General features: G+C 66.0%; 16 protein-coding genes. 7 read left to right on the top strand and 9 right to left on the bottom strand.

Annotation, left to right across the window (positions count from 1 at the left end; all coding sequences use genetic code 11):
* Positions 1-73: 73 nt before the first annotated feature.
* Entirely contained in the window at positions 74-1,456 is a 1,383-nt protein-coding gene (locus EBB59_RS11670; RefSeq protein WP_122102325.1) for an L-serine ammonia-lyase, read from the bottom strand.
* 66 nt (positions 1,457-1,522) lie between these two features.
* Between EBB59_RS11670 and EBB59_RS11675 the strand changes: the two genes are divergently transcribed.
* A complete protein-coding gene (locus tag EBB59_RS11675; protein ID WP_122102326.1) occupies positions 1,523-1,756 on the top strand; it encodes a glutaredoxin family protein in 234 nt (77 codons plus the stop codon).
* Between the two features lies 1 nt (position 1,757).
* On the opposite strand, the gene EBB59_RS11680 is transcribed toward EBB59_RS11675, so the two are convergent.
* A complete protein-coding gene (locus EBB59_RS11680; protein ID WP_122102340.1) occupies positions 1,758-2,306 on the bottom strand; it encodes a cytochrome b in 549 nt (182 codons plus the stop codon).
* A gap of 292 nt (positions 2,307-2,598) precedes the next feature.
* On the opposite strand from EBB59_RS11680, the gene EBB59_RS11685 reads away from it, so the two are divergent.
* Positions 2,599-6,150, top strand: a complete 3,552-nt coding sequence (locus EBB59_RS11685; protein WP_158601796.1) for a hybrid sensor histidine kinase/response regulator — start codon at positions 2,599-2,601, stop codon at positions 6,148-6,150.
* A gap of 43 nt (positions 6,151-6,193) precedes the next feature.
* Here the strand turns inward: EBB59_RS11685 and hemE are convergent, their stop codons facing one another.
* From hemE to EBB59_RS11705, 4 genes are read right to left on the bottom strand one after another with little or no spacing between them, the layout of a single operon-like run.
* The gene (hemE, locus tag EBB59_RS11690; RefSeq protein WP_122102328.1) at positions 6,194-7,261 is read right to left on the bottom strand and encodes a uroporphyrinogen decarboxylase; all 1,068 of its coding nucleotides are present in this window, start codon (positions 7,259-7,261) and stop codon (positions 6,194-6,196) included.
* A 10-nt stretch (positions 7,262-7,271) separates the two neighbouring features.
* Positions 7,272-7,526 carry a WGR domain-containing protein gene (locus EBB59_RS11695; RefSeq protein ID WP_122102329.1) on the bottom strand — a complete coding sequence of 85 codons (255 nt, stop codon included), beginning with the start codon at positions 7,524-7,526 and terminating at the stop codon, positions 7,272-7,274.
* A 28-nt stretch (positions 7,527-7,554) separates the two neighbouring features.
* Positions 7,555-8,643, bottom strand: coding sequence for a 3-dehydroquinate synthase (aroB, locus tag EBB59_RS11700; RefSeq protein WP_122102330.1), 1,089 nt, complete (start codon positions 8,641-8,643; stop codon positions 7,555-7,557).
* Positions 8,640-9,197 (bottom strand): shikimate kinase, encoded by a 558-nt coding sequence (locus EBB59_RS11705; protein WP_245979285.1) that lies wholly within the window; start codon positions 9,195-9,197, stop codon positions 8,640-8,642. Before EBB59_RS11705 ends, aroB begins: the two co-directional genes overlap by 4 nt.
* Before the next feature lie 29 nt (positions 9,198-9,226).
* Here EBB59_RS11705 and pdxH point away from each other — a divergent pair, with 29 nt between their 5' ends.
* Positions 9,227-9,829 carry a pyridoxamine 5'-phosphate oxidase gene (gene pdxH, locus EBB59_RS11710; protein ID WP_122102331.1) on the top strand — a complete coding sequence of 201 codons (603 nt, stop codon included), beginning with the start codon at positions 9,227-9,229 and terminating at the stop codon, positions 9,827-9,829.
* 64 nt (positions 9,830-9,893) lie between these two features.
* Positions 9,894-10,691, top strand: a complete 798-nt coding sequence (locus EBB59_RS11715; RefSeq protein ID WP_245979287.1) for an ABC transporter substrate-binding protein — start codon at positions 9,894-9,896, stop codon at positions 10,689-10,691.
* A 10-nt stretch (positions 10,692-10,701) separates the two neighbouring features.
* Here EBB59_RS11715 and EBB59_RS11720 read toward each other — a convergent pair whose 3' ends face one another.
* The 3 genes from EBB59_RS11720 to proC are packed head-to-tail and all read right to left on the bottom strand — an operon-like array spanning position 10,702 to position 12,559.
* Complete coding sequence (locus EBB59_RS11720; protein WP_245979288.1) at positions 10,702-11,220, bottom strand: GNAT family N-acetyltransferase; 519 nt, start codon at positions 11,218-11,220, stop codon at positions 10,702-10,704.
* The gene (locus EBB59_RS11725; RefSeq protein ID WP_122102333.1) at positions 11,217-11,696 is read right to left on the bottom strand and encodes a DUF4426 domain-containing protein; all 480 of its coding nucleotides are present in this window, start codon (positions 11,694-11,696) and stop codon (positions 11,217-11,219) included. The genes EBB59_RS11720 and EBB59_RS11725 overlap by 4 nt, the downstream gene beginning before the upstream one ends.
* A gap of 8 nt (positions 11,697-11,704) precedes the next feature.
* Entirely contained in the window at positions 11,705-12,559 is an 855-nt protein-coding gene (gene proC, locus EBB59_RS11730) for a pyrroline-5-carboxylate reductase (protein WP_211327741.1), read from the bottom strand.
* 172 nt (positions 12,560-12,731) lie between these two features.
* On the opposite strand from proC, the gene EBB59_RS11735 reads away from it, so the two are divergent.
* The 3 genes from EBB59_RS11735 to EBB59_RS13525 form a co-directional block, all read left to right on the top strand.
* Positions 12,732-13,769 (top strand): type IV pilus twitching motility protein PilT, encoded by a 1,038-nt coding sequence (locus EBB59_RS11735; protein WP_122102334.1) that lies wholly within the window; start codon positions 12,732-12,734, stop codon positions 13,767-13,769.
* Between the two features lie 48 nt (positions 13,770-13,817).
* Positions 13,818-14,954: a PilT/PilU family type 4a pilus ATPase gene (locus EBB59_RS11740; RefSeq protein ID WP_122102335.1), complete on the top strand. Its 1,137-nt coding sequence runs from the start codon at positions 13,818-13,820 to the stop codon at positions 14,952-14,954.
* A 163-nt stretch (positions 14,955-15,117) separates the two neighbouring features.
* A partial coding sequence (locus EBB59_RS13525; protein WP_147455579.1) for a hypothetical protein occupies positions 15,118-17,035 on the top strand: 1,918 nt, incomplete at its 3' end.

The raw sequence follows: 17,035 nt of genomic DNA on the forward strand, positions 1-17,035 counted from the left end.
TTCGGGGCCGTATTGTGCGGTGCGGAAAATTTACCGGAGTGCAACCGGCCGGCCGCGCGATGGCGGCCCGTTTTCAACACTCGATCACGTTCACCGCCAGCCCGCCGCGCGAAGTCTCCTTGTACTTGTCCTGCATGTCGCGGCCGGTGTCGCGCATGGTCTTGATCACCTTGTCCAGGCTGACCTTGTGCTTGCCGTCGCCGCGCATCGCCATGCGCGTGGCATTGATGGCTTTCACCGCGCCCATCGCGTTGCGTTCAATACAGGGGATCTGCACCAGCCCGCCAATCGGGTCGCAGGTCAGGCCCAGGTTGTGTTCCATGCCGATTTCCGCCGCGTTCTCGATCTGCGAGGGCGTACCGCCGAGTGCGGCGGTGAGCCCCGCCGCGGCCATCGAGCAGGCCACGCCGACCTCGCCCTGGCAGCCCACTTCGGCACCGGAGATCGAAGCGTTTTCCTTGTAGAGGATGCCCACCGCGGCGGCGGTCAGCAGGAACTCGAATACGCCCTGCTCGTTGGCGCCGGGGATGAAGCGGTCGTAGTAGTGCAAGACCGCCGGGATGATGCCGGCCGCGCCATTGGTGGGCGCGGTCACTACCCGGCCGCCGGCGGCGTTTTCCTCGTTGACCGCCAGCGCGTAGAGGTTCACCCAGTCGAGGATGGTCAGCGGGTCGCGCATGCCGGCCTCGGGCCGCGAGCGCAGTTCGGCGTGCAACGTCGGCGCGCGTCGCGAGACGTGCAGGCCGCCGGGCAGCGTGCCGGATTCGCGGATGCCGCGCGCCACGCAGTCTTGCATCGCCACCCACAGCTCGCGCAGACCCTCGACGATCTCCTCGTCGCCGCGCCATGCGCGTTCGTTCTCCAGCATCAGTTGGGCGATGCCGAGGCCGGTGTCGCGCGTGCGCGCCAGGAGTTCGTCGCCGCTGGAGAAGGGGTGCGCCACCTCGGTGGTGTCGGCGACGATGCGGTCTTCCGCGGCTTCGTCCTCGTTGACCACGAAGCCGCCGCCGACCGAATAGTAATCGCGGCTCGCCAGTTCGTTGCCTTCGCCGTCGTAGGCGATGAAACGCATGCCATTGGTATGGAAGGGCAGTTTCTGGCGCTTGTTCATGATGAGGTCGGTTTTCTCGTTGAAGCCGATCTCGTGTTCGCCGTCGAGCCGGATCTTCCGGGTCGAGCGAATGCGTTCCAGCGCCTCGGGAATGATGTCCGGATCGATCCGGTTCGGGCGGTGGCCTTCCAGGCCCATCAGGACCGCCTTGTCGGTGCCGTGTCCGCGCCCGGTGAGCGCCAGCGACCCGAACACCTCGGCGCGCAGACGCGCCACGCGCGCCAGCTTGCCCGGCCGCTTCAGGTGATGGGTGACGAACCGCGCCGCCGCCCGCATCGGCCCGACCGTATGTGAGGAGCTGGGCCCGATGCCGATCTTGTAAAGGTCGAAGACGCTGACGGCCATGGATGCGGCTGCTGTGGGAGGATCGCTATTCTAGGCGCGATCCTCCACCGCACCCGACGCCCGCGCATGGCCCTGATCCTCTACCAACGCGACGATTGCCACCTGTGCGACGAAGCGCTGGCGGTGCTGGCTGCGGCGCGCCTGCCGGAATTCGAGAGCGTCTTCATCGATGACGACGCGGCGCTGGCGTCGCGCTATGGCCTGCGCGTGCCGGTGCTGCGCGACGCCCGGCGCGGCAGCGAGCTGGATTGGCCGTTCGATCCCGCGCAGGTCGCGGCATGGCTGCGCGAGGTGGCCTGAATCAGCCGCGGCGGCCGGGCAGCATCCGCCTGAGGGTGTCGTCGTTCTTGAAGAAGTGGTGGTAGAGCGCCGCCAGCGCATGGCCGGCGGCGGCCACGGTCAGCAGCCAGAACAGGATTTCGTGCAACTCGCCGGCAAGTTCGCGCAGGTCGCGGTTTTCGCCGACCAGCGCCGGGAACCGGAACAGGCCGAAGAAGTCGACCGGCCGCCCGGCCCAGTCCGACAGCAGCCAGCCCGACAGCGGCACCGTCAACAGCAGCAGATAGAGCGCGACGTGGCCAAGCGCGGCCAGACGATGGTTGAGCAAGCTGACCCCGGGCACCGCGCCCGGCCGGCCCGCGCCCAGCGCCCAGGCGAGGCGGGCGAGCGCCAGCAGCAGGATCAGCATGCCGATTGACTTGTGCAGCGGTACCAGCTGGCTGCGTAGTTCGCGGCCGAAATCGCCCATCACCAGCCCGAGAACGCCCTGGCCGAGCAGCAGCAGGACGATCGACCAATGGAAGGATTTGCTGATGGAACCCCATTGGGTGGCGGTGTTGCGCAGGCTCATGACTTGGCTCTCGAACGAATTGGGCGTTGCCTATTCTAGGTTCTGGGCGATGAGGAAGTGGGGACGCTTTCACCTGGAACCTTGGCGCGGCGGGCCAAGGTCCGGCGCGTTGCCCGGAAGGGCGGACATCAGGTCTGATCTGGCGCGTGGCCGGGAGGGGCCGGTGCCAGGTTTGCCCCATGCCGGCCCGGGCGCGGCATCGCCACTGCCGGCGCTGGGCGGACGATCGGCTTGCGCTGAATGCGTTCACGCGCCAGGATCGCCACCTGGGGAGTCGGGCGGGGAGGTCGCCATGCGAAAGATCATCGCCGGTTTCATTGCCTGCCTTGCCTGGATGGCGATGGCCCCGGCGGCGGCGAAAGTGCCGGAGAGTCCGCACCTGCGCGTGCTCGGCTCGCGCGATGGCGTGCCTTCGACCCAGCTCAACGTCATCGATGTCGACCGCGCCGGTTTCGTCTGGATCGGCAGCCTCGATGGCCTGGCGCGCTACGACGGCAATGGCTTCCGCATCTGGCGGCACGACCCGCGCGATTCACGCTCCCTGCCCGGCAACATCGTGCAGGCCGTGCATGTGGATGCCCGCGACCGGGTATGGGTGGCCACCGAGTTCAGCGGCCTCAGCATGCTGGGGCCGGGGCGCAGCGGCTTCACCACCGTGCGCCGGGAGAGCCACCCGATGCTGGGCAGCAACGACATCTATAGCATCGCCAGTCACGGCGACACGTTGTGGTTCGGCACCGCCAACGCCGGCCTTTACCAACTGGATGCGCATGGTGACGATCCGGAGAAATGGCGGTTGCGGCAATTGCCGGGGCTCTCCACCCAGCCGGTTCTGTCGCTGGCGAAGGATGCCAAGGGGCGGCTGTGGATCGGCAGTCTTGATGGCCTGTCGATGTGGGATGGCCAACGCATGGTGGCCCAGCCCCTGCCGGGCGAAACCGTGCCGGGCATCGTCTATTCGCTGCTGGCCGAGGGCGGCCGGCTGTGGGTGGGCAGCGCCGGTGGCGTGTTCCGTCGAGAAGCCGACGGACGCTGGCTGCGCCTGCCCTGGGCCGACATGTTCGAGCGGCCGAATGCGGTGGTGGCGATGGTGCGCGACCACGAGGGTGTGATGTGGCTGGGTAGCCAGCGCCGGCTGTGGCGGGTGCGCGACGACGAAAGCATCCCGTTGCCGGTCAACTTGCTGAAGGACAGCTTCATGCGCCCGTTCATGGCGTTGCGCCTGCAACCCGATGGCGGGCTGTGGGTGGGGATTCCCGGCGTCGGGCTTGGCTATCTGCGCTCGGACTGGCGCGGGATCGCCGAGCTGAGCCACAGTACGAGCGGTCCGGGATTGGCGGGCGAGAGCTATCGCGCCGTCACGCCGGCGCGCGATGGTGGGGTCTGGGTGGCCGGTACCGATGGCCATGTCGAGCGGGTCGATGGACAGGGCGTTGCCGAGAGTCTGCTCGATCGCATCGACAAGGCCACTTACGAACGCGAACTGCAAAAAGCCAAGCCCAGTGGATTCCTTGAGGATGCGCGAGGCCAACTGTGGCTGGGCGATGGCCGTGGCATCCTGCTCAGGATCGATCGTGCGGGTCGCATCGACCACTGGCACCGCAGAAGCCCCGTCGCTCCGGTGCCCCAGGGCGGCGCTATCGACATGATCTGCGCTGGGCCGGGCGATACCCTGTGGCTGTCGGTACAGGGGGGCGGGTTGCAGCAGCGCGACATCGTCAGCGGTCGGGTGCTGCGCAATGTCCCCATCGGCAGCGACAGTGGTTTGGGCGATGGCGACAACGAAGCGCTGCGCCTCGACCGGGAAGGGCGGCTGTGGATCGCCGGTGGCTTTGGCCTGGGCTGGCTGGACGAGGCCACGGGCCGGGTGGTGACGCCTCCCGGGCTGGCCGGCAACCGGGTGTTCGGGTTCGATTTCGACGGTCCCGACAGTCTTTGGCTGCACCGGCTGGATGGGCTGGAACAGTACCGCCGCATCGGTGGGCAATGGCGGCGCGTTGCCCGGGTGCTGGCCGGGCGCGACCTGCCGGCGCTGGAGGCGGCAGGGTTGAGGGTCGATGACCGCCGCCGGGTCTGGCTCACCAGCCAGCGCGGCTTGTTTCTGTGGGACCCCGCGCGCCGCCGCCTGCGCAGCTATGGCATCGCCAACGGCTTGTCCAGCCAGGAGTTCGCCAAGCGCGCCCTGGCGTTTTCGCCCGATGGCATGCTGGCGGCCCCCACCAGCGTCGGCAGCGTGGTACTGGTGGACACCCGCTACCCGGACCCGCCGGCGCATCCCGTGACCTTGCGCATCGACGGCATCGATGTGCGTCAGGCGGGGCGCTGGGTGAGCCGGGTGGACGATGGCAATCTCACCTTCGCCCCCGATGACCGGGAAATCCGCCTGACCGGCCACCTGCTGGCTTTCGACGACCCGGGAGCGATCCGCTATCGCAGCCGACTGGATGGCTTCGAACGCGATTGGGTGGAGCAGGGGGCGCTGGGCGAGCGCATCTTCACCGGGCTTGGCCCGGGCCGCTACGTGCTGCACATGCGCGCCAGCGATGCCGATGGCAACGTAGCCGACGAGCAACGCCTCGAATTCACCGTGACGCCGCCGTGGTGGCGTGCCCCGCCGGCGATGCTGGCCTATCTGTTGGCGCTGCTGGCGGCGGTCTTGCTGGGTTCGCGTAGCTGGCGGCAACGCCTGCGCCGGCGCAACGAATGGCGGTTGGCCGAGCAGCAGCGGGAACTGGCCGAGCAGGCTTCGGAGGCCAAGACCCGCTTCCTCGCCACTCTCGGGCACGAGATCCGCACGCCGATGACCGGGGTGCTCGGCATGGCCGAGCTGCTGCAATCCTCGCCGATGGACGCCCGTCAGCGCGGCCAGGTCGATGCCATCCATCGCGCCGGCCGGCATCTCTTGCGGCTGGTCAACGATGCGCTCGACCTGGCCCGGATCGAGGCCGACAAGCTGGAGCTCTCCGAAGCGGATTTCGATTTCCGCCAGTTGATCGACGATGTGACCGGGCTGATGCGGCCGATGGCCGAACGCAAAGGTTTGGGCTTCCGGCGGGTGCTCGACGCGGCCACCCCACGCGGGTTGCACGGCGATCGCACCCGGGTCGAGCAGATCCTGCTCAACCTGCTCGGCAATGCCATCAAGTTCACCGAGCGCGGCGAAGTGCGGCTGTCGTTGTCAGCGCTGTCGCCACAGGGCGTGGTGATCGAAATCAGCGATACCGGCCCGGGTCTCGACGACGAGCAGCGGCAGCGGCTGTTCCGTCGCTTCGAGCAGGCCGAAGGCGCGCGCACCAGTACCCGTTACGGTGGCAGCGGCCTTGGGCTGGCCATCAGCCAGGAACTGGCAGCGATGATGGGTGGGCGGATCGACGTGGACAGCGCGCCTGGGCAGGGCGCCCGTTTCCGGGTTGAACTGCCGCTGGTGGCGGCGCGGGACACGCGGGCGGCCAAAACCGCGGCCGTGGCGGGAGGCCGGTTGCGGCCGCTGTCGCTGCTGCTGGTGGAGGACGACGCCACCGTGGCCGATGTGGTCGGTGGCCTGTTGCGGGCGCAGGGCCATGCGGTGAGCCATGCGGCGCATGGCCTGGCCGCCCTGAGTCAGGCGGCGACCACGCGTTTCGATGTCGCCCTGCTCGATCTCGATCTGCCGGGCATGGATGGCTTCGAGTTGGCGCGGCAGTTGCGTGCGCAAGGCCACGTCATGCCGCTCTTGGCGGTCACGGCGCGCGCCGATGCCGAAGCCGAACCGCTGGCCGTCGAGGCGGGGTTCGACGGGTTCGTGCGCAAGCCGGTGACTTCGGAGATGCTGGCCGAGGCGTTGGAAAAAGTGCTGGCGGCGTAATCCCGCCCGACCTCGTGCCGGCCAGGCGGGGTGGAAACGGGCGTCAGCGCCGGCTGTAGGCGTGGACTTCGTCCACCAGCACGGCGACGTGTTCCGGGTCCATGTCCGGCGACATGCCGTGGCCCAGGTTGAAGACATGGCCATCGCGCGAGCCGCCGTTGCCGTTGGCGTAGCTGTCGAGCGTTTCGCGCACCTGGGCGCGGATCGCCGCCGGCGAGGCGTACAGGGTGGCGGGGTCGAGATTGCCCTGTAAGGCCACCTTGCCCTTGCTGCGCCAGCAGGCGTCTTCCAGCGAGACCGTCCAGTCCACGCCCAGCGCCTCGGCGCCGCTGGCGGCGAGCTGATCCAGGTACGGCCCATTGCCCTTGCCGAAGAGGATCAATGGCGCTCGTTCGTCGCCTTCGCCGCGTTCCAGTTCCCGGGCGATGCGTTGCAGGTACTTCAACGAGAACTCGCCATACAGCGCCGGCGACAGCACGCCGCCCCAGGTGTCGAATACCTGCAACGCCTGCGCGCCGGCTGCGCGTTGCGCGGACAGGTAGGCGATGACCGCATCGGTGGTGATCGAGAGCAGCTTGTGCAGCAGTGCCGGCGCGCTGTAGGCCATCGCCTTGATGCGGCCGAAATCCTTGCTGCCGCCGCCTTCCACCATGTAGCAGGCCAGTGTCCACGGGCTGCCGGAGAAGCCGATCAGCGGCACGCCGCCATCCAGCTCGCGGCGGATGGTGCGCACCGCGTCCATCACGTAGCCCAGCTCGGTTTCCATGTCCGGCACGGCCAGGTTGGCGATGGCCGCCTCGTCGCGCGCCGGGCGTTCGAACTTCGGGCCTTCGCCTTCGACGAAATACAGACCCAGCCCCATCGCGTCCGGCACGGTGAGGATGTCGGAAAACAGGATGGCCGCGTCCAGCGGAAAGCGGCGCAGCGGTTGCAGCGTCACCTCGCAGGCGATGTCCGGGTTTTTCGCCATCGCCAGGAAACTGCCGGCCGCCTTGCGGGTGGCGCGATATTCCGGCAGATAGCGTCCGGCCTGGCGCATCAGCCAGATCGGCGTGCAATCCACGGGTTCGCGGCGCAATGCGCGCAGGAAGCGGTCGTTCTTCGGGGTCATGTCGGTTCCTTCAGCGAGGGGTGTCGATGCCGCGCGCGAACATCAGCTGGAAGCCTTTCCTCAGTTGCGCGTCGCGGGCTTTTTCCAGTGCGGCCAGCGCGCTCGGCTGGTCCAGGAACTGTTCGCGGCGCAGCGTGCTGCGGCTGCCTTGCTGGCCGCTTTCACGCAGCAATTCCCAGCCGCCGAGCAAATCGGGTTGCAGGGTGAGCTGGGCGAAGCGCGGCGCTTCGCGGCCATCGGGCCGTTGTTGCAGGAGCAGGCGCATGGGGGGATTGTACGGGTTGGCGAGGCCGCTACTTCAACACCGCCCGCACCTCGGCTTCGTCCACGCCGCCCAGCGCGCGCGCGCGCCCCATACCCTCCAGCAACACGAAGCGCAGCCCGCTGGCATTGGCCTTCTTGTCCAGCCGCATCCGCGCAAGCAGCGCATCGGCGTGCAAGCCCGGCGGAATCGCCACCGGCAGGCCGAATTTTTCCAGCAATGCCCGCAGACGCGCGGCGTCCGTTTCGTCCGCCATGCCCAGGCGCGCGGACAGTCGCGCCGCCAATACCATTCCGATGGCCACCGCCTCGCCGTGCACCAGCTCGCCGAAGCCCTGCTCGGCCTCGATCGCGTGGCCGAAGGTGTGGCCGAAGTTGAGCAGCGCGCGCTCGCCTTGTTCGTAGGGGTCGCGCGCCACCACCGCCGCCTTGTAACGGCAACTGGCGGCGATGGCTTCGGCCAGGGCCTCGGCATCGAGCGCCAGCAGCGCGTCGGCGTTCGTTTCCAGCCAGGCGAGGAAGCCGGCATCGAAGATCGCGCCGTATTTCACCACCTCGGCCAGTCCCGCGTGCAGTTCGCGTGGCGGCAGGGTGCGCAGCACGTCGGTATCGATGACGACCGCGCGCGGCGGGTGGAAAGCGCCGACCAGGTTCTTGCCCGCCGGGATGTCCACCGCGGTCTTGCCGCCGACCGACGAATCGACCATCGCCAGCAGCGAGGTCGGCAACTGCACGCAGTCGATGCCGCGCATCCAGCAGGCGGCCGCGAAGCCGGCCAGGTCGCCAACCACGCCGCCGCCGAGCGCGAACACGCAGGCGTCGCGGGTGGCGCCCAGCGCGGCCAGCGCGTCGATCGCGCCGCCGAAGGTGTCCAGCGTCTTGTGCGCCTCGCCGGCGTCGATCACGTGGGTGGCGAGGCGGGCTTCGGGCCTGGCCGCGTGCAGGGTTGCCGCCACGGCTTCGGCGTAAAGCGGCGCGACGTGTCCATCGCTGACGATCAGAGCGTGACGGCCGCGCCAGCGCTCGCCGAGCAGTGCGCCATTGCCCAGCAGGCCGGGGCCGATGTCGATGCGGTAGGGCGATGGCCCGCCGACTTCGACTCGCTGCGCGCGCGCGTTCATGCCGCCTCTCCAAGCCATTGCCGACGGAGCAGCGGCAACAGCATGCGGCAGGCCGTTTCCGGCGTCTGGCCGTCGGTATCGAAGGTGAGGTCGGCGACTTCGGCATACAGCGACGCGCGCGCGCTGGCGAGATCGCGCAGCACCTGCTCACGGTCGGGCCGTTGCAGCAGCGGGCGGGTGCGGTCGCGCGCCAATCGGCCGAGTTGTTCCTCCACGCTCACGCCCAGGTGCACCACGAAGCCGTGCGCCGCCAGTTGCGCGCGGTTGGCTTCGGCCAGCACCGCGCCGCCGCCGGTGGCGATCAACTGGCCGTGGCCGGCCAGCAGTTCGGCGAGCATGGCGGATTCACGCTTGCGGAAGCCGGCCTCGCCCTCGCAAGTGAAGATGTCGGACACGCTGGCGCCGGTGCGCGTTTCCAGCATCCGGTCGGTATCGATGAAGGCGAGGCCCAGCATCTCGGCCAACCGCCTGCCGATGGAAGTTTTGCCCGCCCCCATCGGCCCGACCAGCACCAGATTGGCGTGGCTTCGGGACGGGGCGGAGGTGGCGTGCATCGCGTGGCTCATCGCGAGACAATACCGCAATGGACACGCCTCTTTTGTTGACCGAAGCCCTCGACACCTTCGCCAGGTTGTTCGAGCAAGCCAAGCCGCTGGAAGCCGACGCCACCGGCATGACGCTCGCCACCGTCGACCGCGCGGGGCGGCCGGCGGCGCGCATCGTCCTGCTGAAATCGTTCGATGCCCGCGGCTTCGTCTTCTACAGCCACACCGATGGCCGCAAGGGCGAGGAAATCGCCGCGCAACCGCGGGCGGCGCTGCTGTTCTGGTGGCCGCACGTCGGCGAAGCCGGGGTGCAGGTGCGGATCGAGGGGGATTGCGAAGCGGTTTGCGACGAAGAGGCCGATGCCTATTTCGCCAGCCGCCCGCGCATGAGCCAGATCGGCGCCTGGGCCTCGGAGCAGTCGCGCACGCTGGATGCGCGCGAGTGCTTCGAGCACCGTATCGAGAACTTCGAGCGCGAGTTCGAAGGCCGGCCGGTGCCGCGCCCGAACGACTGGTCGGGTATCCGGGTGGTGCCGCGCGCCATCGAGTTCTGGCATGGCGCCAAGTTCCGTCTGCACGAGCGCTGGCTGTACGAACGTGGCGACGATCGCGGCTGGTCGAAGCGGATGCTGTATCCGTGAACATGCCGCCCGGGCGCGCGCCGCGTCGATGCACGCGGCGGCGGCCTGGGCCGGGCGAGGTGCCGTGACAGGCCCGCGTCGCATCGTCTGCCTGACCGAGGAGCCGACCGAAACGCTTTACGCGCTCGGCGAGGCGGCGCGCATCGTCGGCATCTCCGGCTTTACCGTGCGGCCGCCGAGGGCGCGCCGGGAGAAACCGAAGGTCAGCGCGTTCACTTCGGCGAAGATCGACGAAATCCTGCGGCTGAAGCCGGATTTCGTCATCGGCTTCTCCGACATGCAGGCCGATATCGCGGCCGAACTGGTACGCCGGGGCGTGGAGGTGTGGATCGCCAACCATCGCAGCGTGGCGGGCATTCTCGATTACATCCGCCGGCTCGGCGCACTGGTGGGCGTGGCGGAGAAAGCGCACGCATACGCCGATGGATTGCAACGCGGCCTTGCCGCCATCGCCGCCGAAGCCGCGCGTTTGCCCCGGCGGCCCAAGGTGTATTTCGAGGAATGGGACGCGCCGCCGATCACTGGCATCGGCTGGGTGTCCGAGTTGATCGCCATTGCCGGTGGCGACGACATCTTTCCCGAGCACGCCGCCGAGCCGCTGGCCCGGCAGCGCATTCTGGCCGATGCCGGTGAGGTGGTACGGCGCGCGCCGGAGATCGTCATCGGCAGTTGGTGCGGCAAGAAATTCCGCCCGGAGAAAGTGGCGGCGCGTCCGGGCTGGAGCGCCATTCCCGCCGTGCGCGATGGCGAATCGCACGAGGTGAAGTCGCCGTTGATCCTGCAACCCGGCCCGGCGGCGTTGACCGACGGCGTGGGTGAACTGGCGCGGATCGTGCGGGCGTGGGCGGTGCGGCGGCGCTGACGCGGGTGGTTCAGGCGGTGGCCGCGAACGCGGGCGCGAAGGCGACTTCGCCCTCGGGCGTGGCGGTATCGAAAGGCAGGGACTGGAAGTATTCGGCCGGCATACCGGGCAGATGCAGCGCCGGCCCGGCGTGGAAACCGAAGCGGCCGTAATAGCCCGGCTCGCCCAGTACGACGCAGCCGGCGCCGCCTTCCGCGCGCAGCCGCGCCAGGGCTTCCGTGACCAGGCGCTGGCCGATGCCGCGTCGCTGCCAATCCGGCCGGACCGACAACGGGCCAAGGCCGTGCCAGCCGAGGTCGTGGCCATCGATGGTGACAGGCGATGCGGCGAGGTGGCCGATGATTTCGCCGCCGAATTCGGCCACCAGCGAAAGGCTCAGCCGACCATCGCGGCGCAATGCGTCGACGATATGTTGCTCGCTGCCGCCGCGATGCGCGGCCTCGCGGAAAGCGGCTTGGACGACGAGATGGATGGCGTCGGCATCGCCGGTGTCTTCCGCGCGCAGGACGAGGCCCGCAATCGTGTTCACGGCTTCGGCAATTCGCGGTTGAAGCGCATTTCGGCGCGGGTGCCGCCTTGGCGCGCATCGATTTCGACCCGCAGCGTCATGGGCGCCCTGGCCTCGATCTCGCCGATGAAATCGCCGAAACCCTCGGCATCAATCCGGCGCAAGGCGACCGGCTGGAGGGCGTCGATCAGACCGCCGGCGCGGGCCTTCACTTCCATGCCGTCGAGCGTGACGGCATCGCCGTTGGCCGTGCGCGGCGAAACCATCAGCAGCCAGGTATCGCCATCGCGGCGGAGGCCGTAGTGCTTGGCCATCGCTTCGCTCAGATCGCTGCTGCGGGTCAGGCGCGCTTCCAGCACCGTGTTGCCCAGCGTGGCGCGGGCGGCCTGGCTTGGGGCGTTCTCGCCCACCGGGGCGGCGGGCTGTGGCGCGGGCGCGCGATTGCAGGCGCCCAGGACGATGGCGAGCGGCAGGGCGAAACGGATACAGGCGTTCATCGGTGTTCTCAATCGTGGGCGGCGGCGAGCTCGGCACCGCGCGCGCGCGCGGCGTGGATGGCGCGCGCGACGATGGCGCGGAAGCCGTCGTGCTCGAAACTTTCGAGCGCGGCCTGGGTGGTGCCGTTGGGCGAAGTCACGCGGCGGCGCAGCTCGGCGGCCGGGGTGTCGTCATGGGTCAGCATGCGCGCCGCGCCCAGCAGGGTCTGAATGGTGAGCGCGCGGGCGGCCTCGGCCGATAGCCCCTCGGCCTCGCCGGCGGCCTGCATCGCCTCGGCCAGCAGGAACACGTAGGCCGGGCCGCTGCCGGATACCGCAGTCACCGCGTCCATCAGCGCTTCGTTCTCGACCCAGACGGTCGCGCCGGCGCTGGCGAGCAGTGTTTCGGCGCTGGCGCGCTGGCCGGCATCGACCTCGGCGTTGGCATGCAGGCCGGTGACGCCGGCGCCGAGCAGGGCGGGGGTGTTGGGCATGCAGCGCACCACCGCGATGCCGCCGCCCAGCCAGCGGGCGATCTGCGTGCCGGTGATGCCGGCGGCGATCGAGACGACCAACGGCCGTTCCGCTTGCGCGGTGGCGGCCAGCGCTTCGCAGACCGTTCTCATCACCTGCGGCTTGACCGCCAGCACCCAGACGCCGGCGCCCGGCGCGGCTTGGCCGGCCTCGGCGAATACGCGTGCGCCGAAATCGCGTTGCAGGGCGTCGCGCAGTTCCGCCACCGGCTCGGCGACGCGGATCGATGCGGCATCGCCGCCGCCGCCCACCAGGCCGCCAATCAGGCTGCGGGCCATGTTGCCGCCGCCGATGAAAGCGACGGGAGGAAGAGACGCGGTACGCATGTCGTTCATGATCTTGGGGGCCATGGGGAAGCGGGGCAGGATACCGGCTTGGCGGATTCCGTCGTCGCGATGCGGGCGGCGGCGTCCGGCCGCCGCCGCCGCCCGCGAGCACGGAGTGCCAAACCGGCGAGTTCTGGTTATTCTGCTCCCATTATTTGGCCGGAGCAGGGGCCGGCCGCTCACCGGGGATAAAACTATGGATATCGCAGAACTGCTGGCCTTTTCGGTCAAGAACAAAGCCTCCGACCTGCATCTTTCCGCGGGTCTGCCGCCGATGATCCGCGTCGATGGCGACGTGCGCCGGATCAACATTCCGCCGCTCGACCACAAGACCGTGCACGCGCTCGTCTACGACATCATGTCGGACAAGCAGCGCCGGGATTTCGAGGAATTCCTCGAAACCGACTTCTCCTTCGAGATTCCCGGGCTGGCGCGCTTCCGCGTCAACGCCTTCAACCAGAACCGCGGCGCCGGCGCGGTGTTCCGCACCATTCCAAGTGAGGTGCTGACGCTCGACCAGCTAGGCTGCCCGCCGCTGTTCCGCGAGCTGGTCGACCAGCCGCAGGGGCTGATTCTGGTCACGGGGCCGACCGGCTCGGGCAAATCGACCACGCTGGCGGCGATGCTCGACCACATCAACAAGAACGAGTACGGCCACATTCTCTCGGTGGAAGACCCGATCGAATTCGTCCACCAGTCGCAGAAATGCCTGATCAACCAGCGCGAGGTGCACCGCGACACCCACGGCTTCAACGAAGCGCTGCGTTCGGCACTGCGCGAAGACCCGGACTACATCCTGGTCGGCGAATTGCGCGACCTGGAAACCATCCGCCTGGCGCTGACCGCCGCCGAGACCGGCCACCTGGTGTTCGGCACCCTGCATACCTCGTCGGCGGCGAAGACCATCGACCGCATCATCGACGTGTTCCCCGCCGGCGAGAAGCCGATGGTGCGCTCGATGCTGTCGGAAAGCCTGCGCGCGGTGATTTCGCAGGCGCTGCTGAAGAAGGCGGGCGGCGGCCGTACCGCCGCCTGGGAGATCATGGTCGGCATCCCGGCCATCCGCAACCTGATCCGCGAGGACAAGGTGGCGCAGATGTATTCGGCGATCCAGACCGGCCAGCAGCACGGCATGATGACGTTGGACCAGCATCTCCAGGATCTCGTCGCGCGCAGCATGGTGACGCGCCAGCAAGCGCGCGAATACGCCAAGGACAAGCGCCTTTTCGATTGACGCACGGCGGCGGCCAGGCCGTCGCTCCAGCCCCCGCGGAGAATCAGCATGACCACACCCACCGAATTCACTTCCCTGCTCAAACTGATGGCCGCGCAGCGCGCCTCGGACCTGTTCGTCACCGCCGGCATGCCGCCGACGCTCAAGGTCGACGGCAAGCTGAGCCCGGTCAGCGAGGCGCCGTTGACCTCGCAGCAAAGCCGCGACCTGGTGCTGTCGGTGATGACTTCGCCGCAGCGCGAGGAATTCGAAAAAACCCACGAATGCAATTTCGCGATCGGCCTGGCGGGCGTCGGCCGCTTCCGTATTTCGGCCTTCTACCAGCGTAACCAGGTCGGCATGGTGCTGCGCCGGATCGAGACCCACATCCCCACGGTGGAAGCGCTCAACCTGCCGCAAGTCATCAAGACACTGGCGATGACCAAGCGCGGCATCATCATCTTCGTCGGCGCCACCGGCACCGGCAAGACCACCTCGCTCGCGGCGATGATCGGCCATCGCAACCGCCATTCGAGCGGCCACATCATCACCATCGAAGATCCGATCGAATTCGTGCACCGCCACGAAGGCTGCATCGTCACCCAGCGCGAAGTGGGCATCGACACCGACAGCTGGGAAAGCGCGCTGAAGAATACCCTGCGTCAAGCGCCGGACGTGATCATGATCGGCGAGGTGCGTACCCGCGAGGGCATGGATCACGCCATCGCCTTCGCCGAGACCGGCCACCTGGTGCTGTGCACCCTGCACGCCAACAACGCCAACCAAGCGATGGATCGCATCATCAACTTCTTCCCCGAGGACCGCCGCAATCAATTGCTGATGGACCTGTCGCTCAACCTCAAGGGCGTGGTCGCCCAGCAACTGGTGCCGCGCGTCGATGGCAAGGGCCGCCGGGTGGCGGTGGAAGTGCTGCTCGGCACGCCGCTGGTGCAGGACTACATCCGCGACGGCGAGATTCACAAGCTGAAGGAAGTGATGAAGGACTCCACCCAACTCGGGATGAAGACCTTCGACCAGAGCCTGTTCGAACTGTACCAGGCCGGCGAGATCAGCTACGACGACGCGCTCCGCTACGCCGACTCGCAGAACGAAGTGCGCCTGAAGATCAAACTGGCCCAGGGCGGCGATGCCCGCACCCTGGCGCAAGGGCTGGATGGGGTGGAAGTGGCGGAGGTTAGGCCGTAGAGGAGGGGGCTTTAAGAATGGATTTAAATCAGGGGGTTTGTCGTTGAGTGAGGCTGTGTTTGTTTTATGCGCGGATTAAAATCATCCGAATGAAATTTAATGTGGGGTTATAGGGGAGGTTGCTTTTATGTGGGGAAGATTCTTGGGTAGGGTTGTGGGAGGGGTGTTTCTCCTGTCATGTGCAGGGGGTGCCAGGGGGCAGTCCAACTGGGTTGATGTTTATCAGGAATACTCCAAGGTCGTCAAGGCTGCTGAGATATCTGGCCCTCTGGAAAGAGGGCTGTTTGGTGAAAGTGTCAGTTTGTATAATGGCGCCACGGAATTCTCCGTGGTCGACATAGATATTCCTGGAAGCAATCGTCTCCCAGTCCAGTTGGGACGGCGGTTGAAAATAGAGGCTCGTAGTCATAATTCCGAAAACATTGGTGGCTTTGGTGTCTGGGATATCGATATTCCATATTTATATGGTGTTTTTGACTCCTCTTATAAGTGGAATCAAGCTGGGAATGGGGCAACGGCTCGCTGTTCGCAGCTCTGGTTCCCGAAGGTGCATTTCAATGCAAATGTTGTTGAAATATGGTCAGGAAACTATATCCACCTTCCTGGAAAGGGTGATCAGGAAATATTGAGTCTAATACCAAATACACCTGCTCCGATTGATGGAAGAGGTTATCATTGGACTACGCGTGGTGATATTCGCTTCACGTGCAAGCCAACTACATCAAATGGTTATCCAGGTGAAGGATTCGTTGCGGTCACGGGTGATGGTACAAGAATTACGTTTGACGTGGGGGTTGAGCGTATGGCGCCCGATGTCGATGCTGGTAGAAAGTTCTATGCAGGACGAGTTAAGGTGCTGTTTCTGGCTAGTCGAGTCGAGGACGTATCCGGGAATTGGGTAAATTACTCATACTCTGGTCACCTTCTTACAAGCATCACTTCAAGTGATGGTCGGAGAATTGATCTTGCGTACGGTAGTAAAGGTGAAATTGTAAGGGCGACGGCTCATGGGAGGACATGGGAGTATTCTTATTTGTATCCCGACTATAATAAGGCATTTAATAATCTTAAGGAGGCGATTCTTACAAAGGTCACTAATCCAGGTGGGCAGTATTGGGAATTCAGCTATTCCGGTGGTTTGATTCCGGGGCTGTATGGTGGTGGAAGCGTTAATGTGGGGTGTCCGGAGCCTTCAATGAATGGTTCTTTGGGCTTTTATATTAAAATAAAGCATCCTTCTGGCGCAGGGGGTGATTTTGATTTCTCATATTCAAGGCATTATCGTAGCGGTGTTCCAGATACATGTAAGGCTCAATTGCAGGGATGGGAGGATTTGCCGAATAATTTCGAGGGTGGTGGCGGGAGAACCCATGCTCTTGATACTACTGATTTTTTTGATTCTTTTTCAATTGATGCGAAACGTATAACCGGCTTGGGGCTGGGGGAAATGCTGTGGCGTTATGATTATGGGGCTGTTTCGTATGGTCGCACTTATGGAGGGGCGGAAGTTCCATGCTTAAGTTGTCCGGCCAGTAAGACGGTTGTGGTGAAGAATCCAGATGAAACCTCGACCCATTATATATACGGTGTTCGCTATCATGATAATGATGGGCGGCTGATTGAGACCAGGGTTGTAAACTCTTCCGGGGAAGTGATTCGTTCTGTCGTAAATACCTATTTGACTGATGCGGAAGCTTCATCTCAACCTTTTCGGGATATATATGGTGGGGCAGGGGCGGCGGGAGATGATCCGGTCAGCTATCGGATTCGCCCGGTAAAGCGGGTGGATACCCTGGAAGGAGGGGTGAAGTTTTCTTATTCGGTCGAGAGCTTTGATAATTTTGTTCGTCCCATGGCATCGACAAGGAAGGTGGAACTTTTGGGAAGCCCTGCGCGCACAGAAGCTACCACTTACTACGATAATCTTGTCAAATGGGTAATTGGCAGAACTAAACGCCAGACCACCAACGGCACCGAAACCACCCGCACCGACTACGACCCCGCCACCGCGCTGCCCATCCGCCAGTATGCCTACGGCAAACTCCAGCAAAGCCTGACCTACCACCCCGACGGCACCGTGG

This window comes from Solilutibacter pythonis, assembly GCF_003697345.1.
Taxonomy (GTDB): Bacteria; Pseudomonadota; Gammaproteobacteria; order Xanthomonadales; family Xanthomonadaceae; genus Solilutibacter; species Solilutibacter pythonis.

Bases quoted from the DNA above. Each gene is read 5' to 3' on its own strand.
- EBB59_RS11670 (WP_122102325.1), bottom strand. From the start codon at position 1,456: ATGGCCGTCAGCGTCTTCGACCTTTACAAGATCGGCATCGGGCCCAGC.
- EBB59_RS11675 (WP_122102326.1), top strand. From the start codon at position 1,523: ATGGCCCTGATCCTCTACCAACGCGACGATTGCCACCTGTGCGACGAA.
- EBB59_RS11680 (WP_122102340.1), bottom strand. From the start codon at position 2,306: ATGAGCCTGCGCAACACCGCCACCCAATGGGGTTCCATCAGCAAATCC.
- EBB59_RS11685 (WP_158601796.1), top strand. From the start codon at position 2,599: ATGCGAAAGATCATCGCCGGTTTCATTGCCTGCCTTGCCTGGATGGCG.
- hemE (WP_122102328.1), bottom strand. From the start codon at position 7,261: ATGACCCCGAAGAACGACCGCTTCCTGCGCGCATTGCGCCGCGAACCC.
- EBB59_RS11695 (WP_122102329.1), bottom strand. From the start codon at position 7,526: ATGCGCCTGCTCCTGCAACAACGGCCCGATGGCCGCGAAGCGCCGCGC.
- aroB (WP_122102330.1), bottom strand. From the start codon at position 8,643: ATGAACGCGCGCGCGCAGCGAGTCGAAGTCGGCGGGCCATCGCCCTAC.
- EBB59_RS11705 (WP_245979285.1), bottom strand. From the start codon at position 9,197: ATGCACGCCACCTCCGCCCCGTCCCGAAGCCACGCCAATCTGGTGCTG.
- pdxH (WP_122102331.1), top strand. From the start codon at position 9,227: ATGGACACGCCTCTTTTGTTGACCGAAGCCCTCGACACCTTCGCCAGG.
- EBB59_RS11725 (WP_122102333.1), bottom strand. From the start codon at position 11,696: ATGAACGCCTGTATCCGTTTCGCCCTGCCGCTCGCCATCGTCCTGGGC.
- proC (WP_211327741.1), bottom strand. From the start codon at position 12,559: ATGGCCCCCAAGATCATGAACGACATGCGTACCGCGTCTCTTCCTCCC.
- EBB59_RS11735 (WP_122102334.1), top strand. From the start codon at position 12,732: ATGGATATCGCAGAACTGCTGGCCTTTTCGGTCAAGAACAAAGCCTCC.
- EBB59_RS11740 (WP_122102335.1), top strand. From the start codon at position 13,818: ATGACCACACCCACCGAATTCACTTCCCTGCTCAAACTGATGGCCGCG.